16 protein-coding genes and 1 tRNA gene are annotated in these 17,386 nt (G+C 67.6%); 9 read left to right on the forward strand and 8 right to left on the reverse strand.

Translation table 11 applies throughout. The features are described from left to right. The first annotated feature begins 32 nt into the window (after positions 1-32). Positions 33-4,322 carry an AAA family ATPase gene (locus QRM95_RS17230; protein ID WP_285248698.1) on the forward strand — a complete coding sequence of 1,430 codons (4,290 nt, stop codon included), beginning with the start codon at positions 33-35 and terminating at the stop codon, positions 4,320-4,322. 62 nt (positions 4,323-4,384) lie between these two features. Here the strand turns inward: QRM95_RS17230 and QRM95_RS17235 are convergent, their stop codons facing one another. From QRM95_RS17235 to QRM95_RS17245, 3 genes are all read right to left on the reverse strand, one after another. Continuing rightward, positions 4,385-5,116: an RcpC/CpaB family pilus assembly protein gene (locus QRM95_RS17235; protein WP_285248699.1), complete on the reverse strand. Its 732-nt coding sequence runs from the start codon at positions 5,114-5,116 to the stop codon at positions 4,385-4,387. Positions 5,117-5,227: 111 nt separating this feature from the next. Continuing rightward, positions 5,228-5,491: an FmdB family zinc ribbon protein gene (locus tag QRM95_RS17240; RefSeq protein WP_285248700.1), complete on the reverse strand. Its 264-nt coding sequence runs from the start codon at positions 5,489-5,491 to the stop codon at positions 5,228-5,230. A gap of 112 nt (positions 5,492-5,603) precedes the next feature. Beyond that, positions 5,604-6,224, reverse strand: coding sequence for a 5-formyltetrahydrofolate cyclo-ligase (locus tag QRM95_RS17245; RefSeq protein ID WP_285248701.1), 621 nt, complete (start codon positions 6,222-6,224; stop codon positions 5,604-5,606). Positions 6,225-6,328: 104 nt separating this feature from the next. On the opposite strand from QRM95_RS17245, the gene galU reads away from it, so the two are divergent. From galU to QRM95_RS17270, 5 genes are all read left to right on the forward strand, one after another. Continuing rightward, positions 6,329-7,234, forward strand: coding sequence for a UTP--glucose-1-phosphate uridylyltransferase GalU (gene galU, locus QRM95_RS17250; RefSeq protein ID WP_285248702.1), 906 nt, complete (start codon positions 6,329-6,331; stop codon positions 7,232-7,234). A 4-nt stretch (positions 7,235-7,238) separates the two neighbouring features. Continuing rightward, the gene (locus tag QRM95_RS17255) at positions 7,239-7,859 is read left to right on the forward strand and encodes a GNAT family N-acetyltransferase (RefSeq protein WP_285248703.1); all 621 of its coding nucleotides are present in this window, start codon (positions 7,239-7,241) and stop codon (positions 7,857-7,859) included. Positions 7,860-7,964: 105 nt separating this feature from the next. Beyond that, the gene (locus QRM95_RS17260) at positions 7,965-8,885 is read left to right on the forward strand and encodes a hypothetical protein (RefSeq protein WP_285248877.1); all 921 of its coding nucleotides are present in this window, start codon (positions 7,965-7,967) and stop codon (positions 8,883-8,885) included. Positions 8,886-9,017: 132 nt separating this feature from the next. Continuing rightward, a tRNA-Ala gene (locus tag QRM95_RS17265) sits at positions 9,018-9,093 on the forward strand. An 85-nt stretch (positions 9,094-9,178) separates the two neighbouring features. Continuing rightward, positions 9,179-9,331: a hypothetical protein gene (locus QRM95_RS17270; protein WP_018760353.1), complete on the forward strand. Its 153-nt coding sequence runs from the start codon at positions 9,179-9,181 to the stop codon at positions 9,329-9,331. Between the two features lie 74 nt (positions 9,332-9,405). On the opposite strand, the gene corA is transcribed toward QRM95_RS17270, so the two are convergent. Both corA and QRM95_RS17280 read right to left on the reverse strand, forming a co-directional pair. Next, on the reverse strand, positions 9,406-10,401 hold the full coding sequence (gene corA, locus QRM95_RS17275) for a magnesium/cobalt transporter CorA (RefSeq protein WP_285248704.1): 996 nt from the start codon (positions 10,399-10,401) through the stop codon (positions 9,406-9,408). Next, positions 10,402-10,896 carry an Lrp/AsnC family transcriptional regulator gene (locus QRM95_RS17280; protein WP_285248705.1) on the reverse strand — a complete coding sequence of 165 codons (495 nt, stop codon included), beginning with the start codon at positions 10,894-10,896 and terminating at the stop codon, positions 10,402-10,404. It lies immediately after the preceding gene. 169 nt (positions 10,897-11,065) lie between these two features. Here QRM95_RS17280 and QRM95_RS17285 point away from each other — a divergent pair, with 169 nt between their 5' ends. Next, positions 11,066-12,313, forward strand: coding sequence for an MFS transporter (locus QRM95_RS17285; RefSeq protein ID WP_285248706.1), 1,248 nt, complete (start codon positions 11,066-11,068; stop codon positions 12,311-12,313). A 40-nt stretch (positions 12,314-12,353) separates the two neighbouring features. Here QRM95_RS17285 and QRM95_RS17290 read toward each other — a convergent pair whose 3' ends face one another. Further along, positions 12,354-12,857, reverse strand: a complete 504-nt coding sequence (locus QRM95_RS17290; protein ID WP_018760349.1) for an Lrp/AsnC family transcriptional regulator — start codon at positions 12,855-12,857, stop codon at positions 12,354-12,356. 142 nt (positions 12,858-12,999) lie between these two features. Beyond that, complete coding sequence (locus tag QRM95_RS17295; RefSeq protein WP_285248707.1) at positions 13,000-14,238, reverse strand: MFS transporter; 1,239 nt, start codon at positions 14,236-14,238, stop codon at positions 13,000-13,002. A gap of 149 nt (positions 14,239-14,387) precedes the next feature. Between QRM95_RS17295 and QRM95_RS17300 the strand changes: the two genes are divergently transcribed. Further along, on the forward strand, positions 14,388-15,371 hold the full coding sequence (locus tag QRM95_RS17300) for a LysR family transcriptional regulator (RefSeq protein WP_285248708.1): 984 nt from the start codon (positions 14,388-14,390) through the stop codon (positions 15,369-15,371). Further along, the gene (locus QRM95_RS17305; protein ID WP_285248709.1) at positions 15,368-16,315 is read left to right on the forward strand and encodes an N-acetylglucosamine kinase; all 948 of its coding nucleotides are present in this window, start codon (positions 15,368-15,370) and stop codon (positions 16,313-16,315) included. Before QRM95_RS17300 ends, QRM95_RS17305 begins: the two co-directional genes overlap by 4 nt. Here the strand turns inward: QRM95_RS17305 and QRM95_RS17310 are convergent. Further along, complete coding sequence (locus tag QRM95_RS17310; protein ID WP_285248710.1) at positions 16,312-17,331, reverse strand: pirin family protein; 1,020 nt, start codon at positions 17,329-17,331, stop codon at positions 16,312-16,314. The genes QRM95_RS17305 and QRM95_RS17310 overlap by 4 nt on opposite strands. Positions 17,332-17,386: the final 55 nt, after the last annotated feature.

Genomic DNA, 17,386 nt, shown 5'->3' on the forward strand with positions numbered 1-17,386 from the left:
AGTCCGGCACCGGAGCGGCTACTCTCGAATCTATGCCGGTATGGTCCAGGGCGTCACGTGCAAACGCAGAAAAGAAGGCAGAAGTGTCAGTTGGTCAAGGCCACCCGGAAGGCTCGGAAGAGCTTCGCAAATGGCTGTCCGGGCTTAAACCCTTCACTGGCGCGGACACGATGCTGCGCTTCACCAAGACTCCCGAAGGCTCCATCGACCTCACCTCGGCGCATCCCTCGGGCCTTGCCCAGCTCATGGCAGGGCGCCGCACACGCCTGTCCACGCTGATCCGGGACCGCCAGCAATACGTCGTGGCCGCCAGGGCATCGCGCAACATCAGGTCAAAGATCTTTGAGCTCTCCAACGACCGCGGCATCGACGCCGGGTACCTGTCCGCCGGCACTGTGGTGTGGACGTCCGCCGTCGGGGGCAAACCCCAGCGCGTGTCCGCCCCCGTCATGCTGACCGCCATCTCCCTCACCGTCCGCCCGGGCGAGGACGACTTCGAGCTGCAGCTCACCGAGCAGGCGCACATCAACCCTGCACTGGTACGCCACCTGAAGAACATCCACGGGATCGTCTTCGACGTCAACGCCGTGACCCGCCTCGCCTACAGCACCGCCCGATTCGACCCGCAGCCCGTCCTGGACCGGTTGGCCACGCTGATCCGGCCCATCCATGGCGCGGAAACCCAGCACAACCTGCTCGTTTCGACCTTCGCCGATCTCTCCGGCAACCTGGACGACCCCTGGATCAACGACTCCCACCCCATTGTGTCGGCTCTGGCGACCGCCGCCGGGGGCGAAGTTGTGGACGTCGAAGACCCGGACCCCTCGCGTTTCCCGCACCTGGACAACAGGCATCCCAAGGACGAGCTGTTGCTGCTGGACGCGGACACGGACCAGCAGTATGTGATTGATGCGGCCCGAGCCGGGGACTCCCTCGTTGTCAGCGCCCCGCCGGGTACCGGCCAGACGCAGACCGCGATCAACACCATCGGTGCCCTGGTGGACGCCGGGAAGACGGTGCTGGTGGTTGGTGACCGCCGGGCCAGCCTGAATGAAGTCTCCGGCCAGCTCGAATCCCTGGGACTGGAATCCATCCTGTTCCAGCTTTCCGGGAACGTCACGGCGCAGCAGCTGAAGGGCCAGCTGGTGCGGGCGATCGTCCGCAACGAAAAGTCCTTGGAACCGCAGTTGGGCAATCTGCACACCACCCTGACTGAGCACCGGCACGCGCTCATGGACCACGTGGCGTCGCTGCACAACGTCCGGGACCGGTGGGGCTGCTCGCCCTACCAGGCCATGCAGTCCCTCGCGGAGCTCACCTCGATCCATCCGGCGCCGGCCACCACCGTCCGGTTGAAGCGCAGTGTCCTGGACAGCATCCGCGACCGCGAGGAGCTGGCCGGAAGGCTTCGCCGTGCTGCCGAACTGGGCAGCTTCAGCAAGGCCGCAACCACCAGCCCCTGGCACGGCGCGCGGTTGCTGACCCGGAAGGAAACCGAGGAAGCGCAGGATCTGGTCCGCTCCGTGGCCAAGAGCCTCCCGGTGCTACGCGACCGCATGGACGCCGTCGCCGAGCACGCTGAAATCCGGCTGGGGGAGTCCTTTGCGGAATGGGGCGAGCAGCTCGAGCTGCTGGTTGCCGTCCGCGGCAGCCTGGACAAATTCACGCCGGACATCTTCGATCGGCCCGTGACGGACCTGATTTCCGCCACGGCCCCGTCAGCGTGGCGCCGTGAGCGCGGCATCGAGATGACGTCCATGCAGCGTTCCAGGCTTCGCCGGGTGGCCAAGGAATACGTGCGCCCGGGCGTGCACATCGCCGATCTGCACACATCCCTGGTCCTGGTCCAGGAGCAGCGCGCCCTTTGGGCCGGTTACGCCACCACCCAACGCCACCCAGCGGTGCCGTCCGGCCTGGCCGAAATGATCGCCATGTACCGGTCGCTGGACGGGGAGCTGGAACAGTTGGGCCAGGCGCTCCGGCACACGGAAGCCGGCGGATCCCTCGCCGCTGCGCCCTATGGCCAGCTGATGGAGCGGCTGGAACGCCTCGTGGCGGACACCGACACCCTCAAGACGCTCCCCGAACGCACCCTCCTGATCGAAAACATGCGCGAGCACGGCCTGGGCGAACTCTTGGCAGACCTTGCGGAGCGGGAAGTCCCGGAACGGTCCGTTGCAGCCGAGCTGGAACTGGCTTGGTGGCAGTCCGCCCTTGAGGCCATGATCAGCGGCGATGACTACCTGGCCATGTCCGACGGCGACGCGCTGCGCCAGCTTGAGGCCGAGTACCGGTTGGCGGACAACGCCCACATCGCCAGCGGCGCCGCACGCCTTCGCTGGGACTTGGCGGAACGCTGGCGCGGAGCGATCGCCGAACAGCCGCGCCAGGCGGGCCTGCTGCGCAGCCTGCTCAAGGACGGCCGGGTATCACTGCCGTCCCTGACCGCGCAGGCCCCCGACCTGATCGGCACCCTGGTTCCGGTGTGGTCTGTCAGCCCATACCTGATGACCGGTCTGCTCCCGGCGGAGCAACACTTCGACGCCGTCGTGATCCTGGATGCCGAGGCCACGTCGCTGCAGGCCGTCCTGCCGTCGATCGCCCGTGCGCGCCAGGTGATTGCGTTCGGCGACCCGCGCATCGCTTCGCCCCGGACCTTTACCGTGGGCGTGGAACGCCTCGCCGCCGGTGAGTCCGCCCACCACAGGGTGGAGAGCGCCTTCACGGCTCTCTCTGCGGTGCTTCCGGTCTGGCGGCTGAACGTCGTGTACCGGGCTGTGGACGAGGACCTCGTCCTGCAGCTGAGTAAGAACTTTTACGACGGCGGGCTGCGCCGGCTGCCCGAAGGCCAGTCGGCGACGGGCCTGGACCGGGCGCTGCTGGTGGAGTACCTGCCTGACGGCACCGGCCTGCCCAGCGCCGACCACGAGGGCGTGGAGTCGGTGGTGGCTGAGGTCAACCGGGTGGTCGAGCTCGTGTTCGAGCACGCCCGCCTGCGTCCGCGTACTTCGCTCGCCGTGGTCACCGCGAGCCTGCGGCACGCCGCCAGGATTGGTGAGTCCATCCGCCTTCAGCTGTCCAACCAGCCCGGGATGGCCGGCTTCTTCGGTGCCGGTCCTGAGTCCTTCAGGGTGGTGGACCTGGAGAGGGCCCAGGGACTGGTCCGCGACCACGTTATTTTCTCCCCAGGTTTTGGGCGCACCCCGCACGGCCGGGCGCTGCACAATTTCGGACCATTGTCCGCGGAAGGTGGCAGGGAGAAGTTCGCCCTGGCCATGACGCGGGCGCGCCGGTCCATGCATGTGCTCACCTGCTTCCGGCCCGAGGACCTGGACCATACCAGGCTCACGCACGGCGCGGTGGACCTGTACACACTGCTGAACCGCGAAATTTCGGGTAACACCGACCTCGGAACTCCCGCCTCCCGGGCAGCCGCCAGCGAACAGGCACTCGGCGCGGACCCGCTGGTCGCCGACTTGGGTGACCGGTTGCGCGCCCGCGGCGCCCGGGTTTGGCACCAGTACGACGGCGCCATCGACGTTGTGGCCGCGGCTGACCCGCTGAACACCATGGGCAAGGACGACGCCGACCTGCCACGACCGGTGGCGATCGAGTCCGACGGCACCAGGCAGTACCGCACCATGAGCGTTCGGGAACGCAGCAGGCTCCGCCCGCAGCTGCTGGAACGCCTGGGATGGCGTTATATGCCGTTGTGGACCATCGAGGTCTTTACCGACCCGTCGTCCTGTGCCGACCGCATTGCCGGGTACCTCGGCCTGGAAAACCTGGTGCTGCCGGGCAGGACTGCGCCCTCGGCCGGATTCCTTGACGACGACGTGGACCAGGCGCTCAATGGGATCGATGCGGCGCCGGCCACCGGTGTTGCCTATCTGCCGCGGAACGCCAGTGGCGGGAACCGGAATGACTCCGAAGACCCCGACGTGGGCATCCGCCCCAGCCAGGGCCGGCGCGCCGGTGGCCTGGACACCACGGAGGCCAACGGCATGGCCGCGGAAGACAGCGTCTCCGACGTCAATGTTTCCGGCCTCAGCGCCTCCAACGACAACGTTTCCGACAACAATGGGCCCGCGGAAAATCGGGCCGGAGAAGATATGAGCGAGAACGAGAAGACGGAAGCGGTAACTGACGGCGGAACTCCGGCAGGTGCGCCCCAGTCCGCTCCGGCGCCAGGGCGGGCCACCGCAGGTACCGACGCTGTGCTGCCCAGCAAGGCCGCGGAAGACGACGCCCGCAGCTGGGGCGACCGTGAGGACGACCACGACGCCTGGCTGAAGGAACAGAAACCGCCGCACTGGGGCTGACCCGCAGCAAGGCCTCCAGGCCCGGGCAACCCGGAGGTTGTCCAGGAATCGTATCCGGGGTGTCACGGCGGACCCACCAGGACGAAGAAGAGCCTGCCCTGCGTTGACGCTCCAGCCAGCCGGGATGACTGTTCCGCGTTTGCTCCCACCACTATCAACCCGTCGGTCTCCGTTGTACCCAGCCATTGGCCGCTCTGGCCGCCCTTGTTTGAAGTCCAGAGCACGGGAACCGCAGACGCCAGCACCTCTGATGGGCCTTGCTGGTCAAACCCGTTGGCAGATGTGAGCACCACATTGACCAACTGGCCCGGGGACACCAGCTGAATGGAAGACGGGTCCGCCATGCGGAGCGGAACCGCGGCCGAGCCCGGAGGCGTCCCAATGAGGAGGCCCGGGCCCAGGAGCTGGGCGTCAGTAACGAGCTGGCCTTTTCGCAACGGTCCAGCGAGCTGTTTCCCGGCGGCTGCGGCGGTGTCTTGGAGGAAGCCCTCCGCGACCATTCCGGGCGGCACATGAACGCTGGCCAAATCTGCCGCCGTCACAGCGGTACCTGCCGGAAGATCCCGCGCAGCAGCGAGTGCTGTTACGGTCGGGAGCGGAGCCGGCGTCAGTTGATTGACGGCGGTGGCCGCCGCTGCACACAGGAGAAGGGCGGCGGCCAGGCGGCGGTTGCGGCCCAGCCAGGAGGCAACCTGCGCCGGGATGGGGTGGTTGGCCTTGGCGGGGCGGCTGGCAGTACGGGACGGGGTGGGAATCCGGAGGCTGTTGCGGCCACGGCGTGGATATGCAGGCATGCGCCCACGCTATTGGCGGCCGAAGCGGCACGACAGTGCTGGTGGCGGCTATGTGGACAAAGGCGGCCGGCGCCAGGAGGCGCCGGCCGTCGTCGTCATCAGTGCGTGGGGCTAGTTGGCCGCCGCTGCCGGGGCGGGCGCTGCGGCAGGCGCCGCCGGCGCCGCTGCCGGGGCGGGGGAGACCGAGCTGCCCTTGGAATCGCGTGAGTCGGTACGGTAGAAACCTGAGCCCTTGAAAACCACACCCACGCTGTTGAACTTCTTGCGCAACGTGCCCTCGCATTCGGGGCAGGATGTCAGGCTGCTGTCCGAGAACGACTGGACGATGTCGAAGGCGTGGCCGCAATCCTTGCAGGCGTAAGCATATGTTGGCACTGGTGCTCCTCCTCTTGGGCAAACGAGAGGTCCCGTGCTGCCACCCGGTAATCCGTTAGCAGTCGCAGGGCCTGAGTGCTAATTCTATCACTGCGCCCGGAGGGGACCGGGTTCAGCGGCCACCCGGCAGGCCCCGGTACCCGGACGGCATCAGGACACCCGGGACCGGGCGGTCGAATTCCTCGGCAGGAATCCGCCCCGCGGGAAGCAATTCATCGTCGTAGATAACAGCGGCCAACGGTATTTCCTTCCCGGCGGTGGCCAGATGCCCAAGGAAGGTGTCGTAGTATCCGCCCCCCTGGCCGATCCTGTTGCCTGACAGGTCCACGGCGGTGGCGGGAATGATGAGCGCCGCTGCGGTCCCGGCGACCTCGGGCCCGTGCCGGGGCCCGGCGGGTTCCAGGATGGGCGCGTGCAAGCTGCGTTCGAAGCTGGTATCCGGGGTCCAGAACACCCAGCTCAACTCCCGGCCCGGCTCGCATACCGGAAGCAGGACCTCGTGGCCGCTGCCGCGCAGCGCATGGACCAGCGGCATGGTGGGCGGTTCCTTCCCGACACCCAGGTAGACGCATACGGTTCCCGGGCGCCCCGCGGTGACGGATGCTGCCCAGGCTTCCCCGTGGCGCGCCAGGTCCGACCCGGCGGCGTCCAGCTCCGCCTCCGTCCGGGCGGCCCGCCGGCGCCGGTGGGCCGCCCGGATCTCGTCCTTGGCGGGATTCGTCGTCTCCTGCATGGTGTCCTTCCTCGGTGCCTGGCGTTCCACGGCATCACAGGCGGATGACGGCCTGCCGTGCCGGTGGTTACTGAAATGCTTGACGCTGACGCTAGATTAGTCCGGTGACTACCAGTAACCCCAGAGTCCGCAAAGCCGTCATCCCAGCAGCGGGCCTGGGCACCAGGTTCTTGCCGGCCACCAAGGCAATGCCGAAGGAAATGCTCCCCGTCGTGGACAAACCTGCCATCCAGTATGTGGTGGAGGAAGCCGTCCATGTGGGCCTGAACGACATCCTGATGATTACGGGCCGGAACAAACGTGCCCTGGAAGACCACTTCGACCGCGTGCCCTCCCTCGAATCGACCCTCGCCGACAAGGGCGACACCGAGAAGCTCGCCTCCATCCAGGCAGCCAGCCAGTTGGGCGACATCCACTACGTCCGGCAAGGCGACCCGCACGGCCTGGGCCACGCCGTACTCCGCGCCAAACAACACGTCGGCGACGAAGCCTTCGCTGTCCTGCTGGGTGATGACCTCATCGATGCACGCGACGAACTGCTGAGCACAATGATCGACGTGCAGGCGAAGACCGGTGGCTCCGTCGTCGCCCTCATCGAGGTGGAGCCCGCACAGATCAGTGCCTACGGCTGCGCCGACGTCCAGGAGCTGGACGGCGAAGGGTACGTCCGTGTCAACCGGCTCGTGGAGAAGCCCTCACCCGAGGAAGCACCGTCCAACCTGGCGCTGATCGGCCGCTACGTCCTGCACCCCGCTGTCTTTGATGTCCTTGAGCACACCGCACCCGGCCGCGGCGGCGAGATCCAGCTGACCGATGCCTTGCAGGAACTCGCGTCCGGAGACGGCAAGGGCTACGGGGTCTTCGGCGTGGTGTTCCGCGGCCGCCGCTATGACACCGGGGACAAGCTCAGCTACCTGAAGGCCTGCGTCCAGCTGGCCGTCGACAGCGATGACCTGGGCCCCGGCCTGCGGGAGTGGCTGCCCGGTTTCACCGCCGGCCTTTCCAGCTGACGCCGTGCGTACCGGTCCCATCTGGCCGGTCACCCTCGAATGCGGTGACCTGGTCCTGCGGCCCATCCGCTACCGCGACAAAAGGGAATGGACCGAGGTGCGGTCCAGGAACAGCGAGTGGCTGGCGCCCTGGGAAGCCTCCAACCCTGAACCCGGAGGCGGGCTGCCCGACTACCGGCACATGGTGCGCTCATTGAACGCGCAGGCAGCCCAGGCCACGGCGCTTCCATTCGTCATCACCGAGCGGACCCCGGGACTCCGGAATCCGGCCATCGTCGGCCAGCTGACCGTGTCCTCGATTGTGTGGGGTTCGGCCATGATGGCCACTCTGGGGTATTGGGTGGATCAAGCCCGGGCCGGCCGGGGGATCGCGCCCACCTCCGTGGCCCTGGTGACTGACCACTGCTTCCGGACCCTGGGCCTGCACCGGATGGAAATCAACATCCGGCCGGAGAACGGGCCCAGCCTGAGGGTGGTGGAGAAGCTGGGATTTCGGGATGAGGGGTACCGGCCCCGTTTCCTGCACATTAATGGCCGGTGGGCGGATCACCGTTCGTTTGCCTTGACCTCCGAAGAAGTCCCGGCGGGCCTGCTGGCGCCGTGGCTGGCGTCCCGGCCGTCATAAATCCATCGGTTTGTGGACAGGGGTACGACACACCGGGGCTAATGCGGCCTGAGCAGGCATGATGCTCATACGGTTTTGAGTGTGGACTTCCCCCTTAGCAGCTCAGTGATCCTCGTGGTTGCCGTCGCGCTCTGGATCCTTTGGGTCGCCCCGTACGTCCTCCGGAACCGAAGGCGCCAGGTCCAGGCCGCCGGCGACTTCCTGGCAGACGTCCCCGCCGATGAAAAGCCGGACCAGCCCGCCGGCAAAGTGTTGAACGTCGTCGCCCAGCAGGAGAAAGCCATGGAACCCAGGAAGAGTGCCGCAGCCGCTGCCGGCGCTGCCAGCACCCCGCCCGCGCCCCGGTTCCGCATCCGGTATGGCCGGACGGCATTGGCGTTGGCGGGTCTGCTGTGCTTGGTGACAGCGTTCATTTCAGGCGTCCTCCTTCCCTTCGGTGTGGGATCGGCGGCCCTTCCCCTCACCGCCTTTGCGCTGGCTTTCGGCGCGGTGGCCCTGCTCCGCTGGCTGGCTATCCGGGACCGCAAAGCGAAGGTCAACGCGGCCTTCCGTGCCGCCATGAGTGCGCCTTCCCGGCGCCAGGAGCCGGAACCCGTCACCGTGCCCAAACCCGACGCAGCTCCGGCCCGGCCGGAGAGCCCGTTGTTTGATGCCGAAGCGGGTGAGGCCAAGGCCAAACCGCTCACTGCTGTGGAACTGCGTGAGGCGGCCCTCGCCGTCGCCGTTGCCGCCGGTGACACCAGTGCTGCCGCTGCGTCGGCAGGCGCTCCCGCGGGAACTCCGTGGGAGCCGGTCGAAGTTCCCAGGCCAACCTACGTTGAGGCAGCAAAGGCTGAGCGGCCCGAGCCCCTGCCGCTTGAACTGCCGGAGGCTCCGAAGGCGGTTGGCAAACCGTCGCTGAAGCAGGGGGCTGCCGGTGGCGACGCCCCGGAAGTCGCGTCCCAGCCAGCGGGTTCACCTCAGTTGACCAAGGCGCAGAGTGCCTTGAGCAACCTCGACGACGTCCTCCAGCGCCGCCGCGCGTAGGCGGCCGGCAAGCATTCCTACCGGCTCGGCCCCGCCGGGCGCCCCAATTTGGTGTTGGACACGGATTATTTGTAGCCTAGGGACACCGGTTCCGCACCGGCCTGGAGTACCACGCAGGCTGCGGCCACTCCGGGGGCTATAGCTCAGTTGGTAGAGCGCTTCGTTCGCATCGAAGAGGTCAGGAGTTCGAATCTCCTTAGCTCCACCAGAACCCCCACCCCAGCGCAAAGTTGATGGGCGAAACGCAGTCGAATGCCCCCGCCGTTACTGCAAGGCGGGCCTAGAGTGGGCCCATGGGAATAATCATCGGACTGCTTGTCATTTGGCTCATTCTGTCCATCGTCGGCTTCGTCGTGAAGGGCCTGCTCTGGCTCGCCATCATCGGCCTGGTCCTGTTCGTCGCAACAGGTGTCTGGGGTTGGCTCAAGCGCAGGACCAACGCCTGACCTGATCCTGGCGCAACACACTGAACGCCCAAGGCAGCACCCTCCACAACGGGGTGGCGCCTTGGGCATTCGGGTTAAATCCAGCCCTTTTTCTTGAAGATGCCGTACATGAGTGCCGCAGCGGCCACCATCAGGCCCAGCGCCATGGGGTAGCCCAAGGGCCAGTGCAACTCAGGCATGTTGTCAAAGTTCATGCCGTAGATGCCGGCAACGAACGATGGTGCGAACAGGATGGCCGCCCAGGACGAGATCTTCTTGACCTGCTCGTTCTGCTCGGCGCTGACTTCGTTTTGCCGGTTTGCCGTCAGTGTTCCATCCAGGGTCAGCGCGTTCTGCAAAATGTCGCGGAAGGAGTCTGCGCGGGAGATCACCCGTTCCACGTGGTCCTCGACGTCCCGCAGGTTGTGCCGCAAATCGGTCTCCACCCCGTATTTTTCGAAACCCCGCTTCAGCTGTTCCATCATTTCCGGCAGCGGGTGGATGGCGCGCTGGAACTGGATGACTTCCCGGGCCAGTTCGTAAATCCGGCGGGACACCGAAGAATCTCCGCTGAAGAGTTGGTCCTCGATTTCGTCGATGTCGTTCTCGAGTCCGGCCACCACCGGGGCGTAGTCGTCCACCACCCGGTCCAGGAGGGCATACAGGACGGCTTCGGGCCCGTGCTGGAGGAGGTCGGGCCGGGCCTCGAGGCGCTGCCGTACCCTGGCTACGCCGGCAGTTTCGGCGTGGCGTACCGTGACCACGAAGTTCTTGCCCGTGAAAACGTGGAGCTCGCCGAATTCCACCGTTTCGTCCGAGTCCACATACCGGGCCGGCCGCAGGACGGTAAAGAGATTGTCGTCGTACCGCTCCAGCTTGGGCCGCTGGTGGGCTGAGACGGCATCCTCCACCGCCAGGCCGTGCAGCCCGAATTCCGACGCCACAGCCGCCATTTCCTCCGCCGTGGGCCGGTAGAGCCCGATCCACGCCATGCCACCGTGCCGGGCAAGGGTTTCGAAGGTCTGCTCCAGGCTTTCGGGCTCCGCGTGGCGGACACCGTTGACGTAGACGGCGTTATCGATGATGGTCATTCAGGAAATCCTAGCCGCCGCGGATGCGGCATTGCTGAGGCCGCTGATGAGGGGCTCTGTCCGATAGGGGATATGGGTGTGCAGGGCCAGCACCGTCTCGGTCCGGATGACCCCTTTGATCCTCAGGACCTGGCGCAGCGATGCCTGGAGATTGTGCGTGTCCGTAGCCACCACCCGGCACCAGACATCCCCGCGGCCGGAGATTTCGTGAACCTCCAGGACCTGCGGGATAAGCCGCAGCGCTGCCACCACCCCGTCCAGTTCCCGGTGGGAGACCTCGATGGTCACGAAGGCCACCACGTCGTAGCCCACCGCCTCAAGGTCAACCTCTCGGCCGCCCGGACGCAGGACGCCTGCGCGGAGCATCCGGCGCACCCGGGACTGGGCGGTGTTCCGGGCGATGCCCAAGGACTCGCTGAGTTCCCCGATCTGTATCCGCGGATCCTGGATCAGGGCCAGGAGGATCTTCAGGTCAGTGGGGTCCAACTTGTTCACGATCGTCACTCTCCACCACATTGGGATCCAATATTTGATAATTATGCTCAATTATCCACCCCATATCGGTTTGATCGCGCAACCCTGCCGCACCCTTGAAGCATCACAGTTGTATCCGCGCCGGCGTCCCACAAGGACTCTCCGCTGCGGCGATCCCTAAGGCGGCACGATGACGGTCTTCAGTGAACTTCGCATGCGTCCGGCAACGGCAACCCACGCCGGGTGGAATGCCTCCACCACCGCCCGGCTGGTCATTTCCGGTGCGGTCATTTTCATACTCCTCGTGGGCGCCAACCTGGCCACGCCGCTGTATCCCCTCCTGCAGTCCAGCCTTGGTCTCTCGAGCCTGGACGTTACGGCAGCGTTCGCCAGCTACGTCCTGGCGCTGGTGGGAACCCTGCTGGTGGCCGGCCACTGGTCCGATCACATCGGACGGCGGGCAGCCCTCCTGGTTGCTGTGCTGACGGGTCTGGCCGGCGGCTGGATCTTTGCTGAGGCGCAGTCGCTGGCAGCCCTCTGTGCCGGCCGGGCCCTGCAGGGAACTGCCGTGGCACTTGCCACCGGAGCCAGTGCCGCCGCACTGCGGGAGCTGCTTCCGTCCCGGCCGGAGTGGGCATCGCGCTTTACGCTCCTGGCGTCCTCGGGGGGCGTCGCCGCAGGACCGGTCATCGGCGGCCTGCTGTCGTTGCTTCCCGGCGCCACCACTGCCCCGTACGTCGTTCACTCCCTGCTGCTTGCCGGGCTCCTCGTTCCGCTGTACCTGATCCGCGCACGCCCGGCCATCGTGGCCCCGGCGCCGACCCGGCCGCTCCACGCCCTGGCGCCCCGGCGCCCTTCCGTGTCACGCCTGGCGCGCGGAGCCTTCTGGCTGGCATCCGGCGTCGGCTTCCTCAGCTTCGCCGTCTTTGGCTTCAGCCTTTCGCTGGCTCCCGGCTATTTCGCCCAGGTCCTGGCCACGGATTCCCGGCCGTTGATCGGCATCCTGGCAGGCCTGCCGCTGGGGGCTTCGGCCCTGAGCCAGCTGGTCACAGTTCGAGGCCGGTTCACGGTGCCGGCGGGCCTTGCCGTCCTTGGCGTTTCGGTGGTGATGCTGGGAGCCGCCGGTGCCTGGCACAACCCGGCGCTGCTGGTGGCCGCTGCGGTCGCCGCCGGCGTGGGGCAGGGTCTGGCGTTCCGGACCGTCTTCAATGACGTCGCGGCCAGGGTGGAGCCCGCCCGGCATGCCCAGATCATCAGCACCGTCTATGTCATTACGTATTTGGGGAGCGCGGTTCCGGTCCTTGGCCTGGGGTGGGCCAGCGCTGCGGTGGGGATGGGCGCCGCGGTCCAGGGCTTCGTGCTGGTGTGCGGCGCGGCGGCGCTGGTCCTCTCCGCCGCGACGCTCGTTCAGGCCGTCAGACCCCGCGCCGCCGTCTGACCGCAGTGCCGGGCAACCCCGGTCACGGCCCGGCGCGCCGCTACTCCGGGAGCGGGCCGTGGTTGCCCTGGATGTGTTCGAAGACCAGGGTGGTTTCGGTATGGCCCACGACGGGGTCGGTAGCGAGGTTGTCCAGCACCCAGTCCCGCAGGTCTTCGGTACTGCCGACGGCGATGTGCAGCAGGTAGTCCACCGAGCCGGACGTGTGGAAGGTGGAAAGGACGGCCGGCAGGTGCGGTACGCGGGCCGTGAAGCGGTCGATCTGGTCGCGGTCGTGGGCGCGGAGCCGCACGGCCACCAGTGCCTGCACAGACCTGCCGATCGCCGAGAGGCTCAACTTTGCCTCGTAACCCTGCACAATGCCCCGTTCGGACAAGGCACGGGTGCGCATCAGGGCGGTCGACGGGGCGATTCCCACCATCTCGGCGAGCTGCTTGTTGGAGATCCGGGCATCCGCCACCAGGGCTGCCAAGAGCCGTTCATCAATGGCATCCAAGGGTTCCAGGTGCGCCCCGGGCCTGATGTTCCTGGCATTCGTGCTCACAGCGTTTCCTTCCAAAGGGTCCTCTGTTCATCCTAGACCGCAGAAACGCCGTCATCCGCGGTGCGGGAGCGCGCCCCACCGAACATTCAGGCTGCCAGGCGGTGCCTTGAGCCTCGTTAATTCGAGTTCGGTCCAAAGACCGTCAGGCTGCGGCGGGCTCCGTTCCGGGATGGACGACGGCGACAGTTGCGGCCGTCAGGCACGCCAGGCCGATCACGGCTCCCGCCAGGGCGTTCCAGCCCCAGGCCTGGAAAACCAGGCCGCCGGCCCAGCCAAGCAGGCTGGAGCCGAGGTAGTACGCCAGGTTGTACAGCGACGCCGCCTGCGCCCGGCCGTTGCTGGCTATGGCGCCCGTCCAGCCCGAGCCGATGCTGTGGGCCGCAAAGAAACCCCCGGTAAACACCACCAGGCCGGCCAGGATCAGCACCAGGTTCGAGGCCAGGGTCAGGGCGAGTCCGGCCATGGCAAGGGCAAGCCCTGCCAGGAGGACGTTGCGGCGCCCGAACCGGGTGGTCATGGTGGCTGCCCAGCGGGAGGAGAACGTCCCGGACAGGTACGCCAGGAAGATCAGGCTGATAACGGTGGCCGGGAGTCCAAAGGGGGCGCCCGACAACCGGAAACCCAGATAGTTGTAGACGGCCACGAAACCACCCATCATCAGGAAGGCCTGCGCATAGATGGCCAGCAGGCGGGCATTGCGCAGGTGGCCGCCGAGCATCCGCAGGGCTCCGCGAAGTCCGGACACCCGGGCGGGGACGAAGCCCTGCGCCCTGGGAACGAGGACCAGGAACGCGACGGCGGCGGCTGTCGCGAGCAGGGAAACGGCCAGGGCCGCGGCACGCCATCCCCAGAGCTCGCCAACCGGGCCGGCGACCAGCCGGCCGGACAGGCCGCCCAAGGTGGTCCCGGCTACATAGCTTCCCGCCGCGAGCGCGGCGTGGGCCTTGCTGACCTCCTCGTTGAGATAGGCGATGGCAATTGCGGGGATGCCGCCCAAGGCCATTCCTTCCAGCAGTCGCAGGACCAGGAGCATCGCGAAGCCGGATGACAGCGGCACCAACAGTCCCAGGACTGTGGCCGTGGAGATGCCCCACATCATGGCCTTGACCCGGCCGATCCTGTCCGCCAGGAAAGACCAGGGAATGACGGTGGCGGCCAGGCCAACGGTGGCCAGCGAGATGGTGAGCGCGGCTTCGGCGGCGCTGACCTGGAGGTCGGATGCCAGCAGCGGGAGGACGGCCTGTGTGGAGTAGAGCTGCGCGAAGGTGGCCACGCCCGCGCAGGACAGTCCGGCAAGGATGCGCCCGTAGGCCTTGGATCCCTTGGCGTGGCCGGTCCAGCGTGGGGGAGCGGCAATGCCGGCGCGCTGAGTCTTTGGCATCCTGACAGCGTAGTTCCGACCGAACTAATGCATCCAATGCATGTTTCATGGCAAACTCATAGCAGATATGGATCTGCCGAACCTGGGCCCCACCCCCACTGACCACTCCAAGGCCCGGCGTTACTGGCCAGCGAGGAAGGAAGCCTGCAGTGGAACCGGACCGCAAGCAATTGGCGCAGCTCCTGCCGCTGCTTCCAGTCCTGGCCGAACTGGGCCGGACCGAGCACGTCACGGAAACCGCTGAGCTTCTGGGCGTCCCACAGTCAACGGTGAGCCGGGCGCTGGCCCGGGCAAGTGCCGCCGTCGGCACCGAGCTCCTGGTGAGGGATGGCCGAGGCGTCCGCCTGACCCCGGCCGCGCGCACGCTCCTGCCCTTCATCGAGCACGCGCTCGCGGAGTTCCAGGCCGGATTGGATCTGGTGCGCAACGAGTCCGAGGTGGTCCGCGGGACGGTTTCCGTGTCCTTCCAGCACACGTTCGGCGAGGCGACGCTGCCCCTGCTGATCAGCACCTTCCGGGCCCGGCATCCCGGGACCGGGTTCCGGCTGAGCCAGGGCGCAAGGGACTCCTGCCTTGAGGAACTGGCAGCAGGGGAAGCCGACCTTGCCCTGACGGCTCCGGTTGCCGCCCCCGGACGCACCCTTGATTCGGCGGCGCTGTACCGTGAGCCGCTCCGGCTGGTGGTCCACCATGCCCACCAGCTGGCGCGGCAGCGGACGGCCCGGCTGGATGACATCCGGACTGAGCCGTTCGTAGCGCTCGGCCCAGGCTATGGTCTGCGCTCCCTGACGGACGCCCTGTTCCGGGACGCCGGTTTCCGGCCGCGCATCGCCTTCGAAAGCCAGGACTCGCACACGGTCCGCGGGCTCGTCTCAGCCGGCCTCGGCGTCGGCATCCTGCCGCCCGCGGCAGGGGCACCGGGCCGGACCGGGCGTCCCGGAACAGGAGACCTCGGTTGGGTGGAAGTACCGCTGGATTCCCGGTTGGCCTTCCGGGAGGTCGGCGTCAGCTGGCGGCGCCGGAAACCCGGCGCCGAGCCAGTGCCGGCGCGATTATTCCGCGAACTGGTGGTGGCCGAAGGCCCGGGCCTGGTGGCCGGCCTGGCCACGCGGGCAAGTACCCTTGTGACGTGACGAACACCCAGAACACCTCCACCACCAACGCCGGGCACGCTGACAAGCCCGGCAATCCACTCCACGGCATCACGATCGGGCTGGACATCGGCGGCACCAAGACGCACGGCGTCCGCTTCGAGGACGGAATCCCCGTCGCCGACGAGTCCGCCGGAAGCTCCAACGTTCAGAATGTCACCAGGGACGAAGCAGCCCGCAACCTGGCGGACCTCTTCGCCCGGATCGGAGCCGGCCCGGTGGCACGGGTATACGCCGGATCCGGTGGCATCGACACCGACGAGGACGCCGCCGCCCTTGCCGGCCTGATCCAGCCCCTCGTCCCGGGGGCCACCGTCACCGTGGTGCACGACTCGCGCCTCCTGCTCGCCGCCGGACGGGCCGGGACAGGAGTGGCGGTCATTGCGGGCACGGGCTCGGCCGCCTGGGGACGCAATGCCGACGGCGGCGAGGCCAGGGCCGGCGGCTGGGGTTACCTCCTCGGGGACGAAGGCAGCGGTTATTGGCTGGGCAGGGAAGCGGTGCGGCACAGCCTGCGCCGGATGAACCAAGGACTGCCGATTGATCCGCTCACCTCCGCCCTGCTCAAGAGCTGCGGACTGGACCACCCGAACAAGCTCATTGCGCTGTTCCACTCACCCGAGACCGGGAGGCGGTTCTGGGCGCAGCAGGCCAGGCACGTTGTGGAGGCTGCAGCCGAAGGACACGGGGACAGCACAGCCCTGCTGGAGCAGGCCGGCAAGGACCTTGCCGAGCTGGCCGGCCAAGTGCTGCGACAGGTGGGACTCGACGGGCCTGTGATCCTTGGCGGTGGCCTGGGCATGAACGTGCTGCCCTTGCAGGAGTCCTTCCGCCGGAACCTGGCGGCCGCCGGAGTCACGGACGTCAGGGTCCTGGACCAGGAACCTGTCTTCGGAGTGCTTGAGCTGGTGGCCCGGCCCGCTTAGTCCACGGTGCGCTTCCTGGGCGTCAGCCGGACCCCCGGAAGCGGCGGGGCCGGGATGCGCCCGGCTTCGGCCCCGGCATCCGGCCCGTGTCCGTGCACCAGGCCGTAGCGGGCGCGGGCCGCTGTGGCGTCCGGAAGTGTTGCCTGGGCCTCCCAGTCTCCGCGGGCCTCTTCCACTTCCTCGTGCGTGCGGCCTACGAAGTTCCACCACATCAACAGTTCCTCGCCGAAAGGCTCACCGCCGATCAGCAGGAAGCGGGTCCCCGGCCGTGCCTGGACCTTCAGCGCGCTCCGCCCGGCGCCCAGGTAGCCCAGCGGCCCCGCAGGCAGGTCCTGCCCGTCCACCGCCAGGCCGCCGTCGAGCACCAGAACACCGTGCTCAAAGTCCGGGTTCAGCGGCAGCACCGCGTCCCCTTCACAGGCGACGTCTGCGCCCACGATCGGCGAGTACATCGTGGCGGGGGACACCACGCCGCCAAACTCACCCACCATTACCGTGGCGGAGAACCCGTTGCCGTCGGCCACCGGCAACTCCCGGTGCTGTTCGAAGGCAGGCGCCCGGTGCCGGTGGGCCTCGGGAAGCGCAACCCAAAGCTGCAGGCCCCGCTGCAGCGGCAACCCGCCGCCGTCGGCGGGAAGCACCGCGAACTCGGAGTGCGACACCCCGTGCCCGGCAGTCATGATGTTCAGTTCTCCAGGCCGAACCACCACGTCACTGCCCACGCTGTCCCGGTGGCGGATATGCCCCGCCAGGGGCCACGTCACGGTCTGCAGCCCGATGTGGGGATGGGGAAGGACCGACATCGCCGTCCGGTCCGGACCAAAGCTGTCCAGGAAGCACCATGCTCCGATCGTCGGCAACCCGCGCTGCGGCAACGTGCGTTTGACGTTCATGGCGCGCACCCCGCCCAGTGGCACCTCGCGCTCCGGCCACAACTGCAGGCAGGGCCCCGATCTCCCTTCCGCCGGGGCCGGGGGACAGATTTCCTGCTGGGGTGAAACTTCCAAATTGGTCACGCCTCCACTTTAGGCGGGCCCCGCCCGGCCGGACATGCACTTTCCCGCCCGGATA

This window comes from Pseudarthrobacter sp. efr-133-R2A-89, assembly GCF_030209315.1.
In the GTDB taxonomy this organism is placed as follows: Bacteria; Actinomycetota; Actinomycetes; order Actinomycetales; family Micrococcaceae; genus Arthrobacter.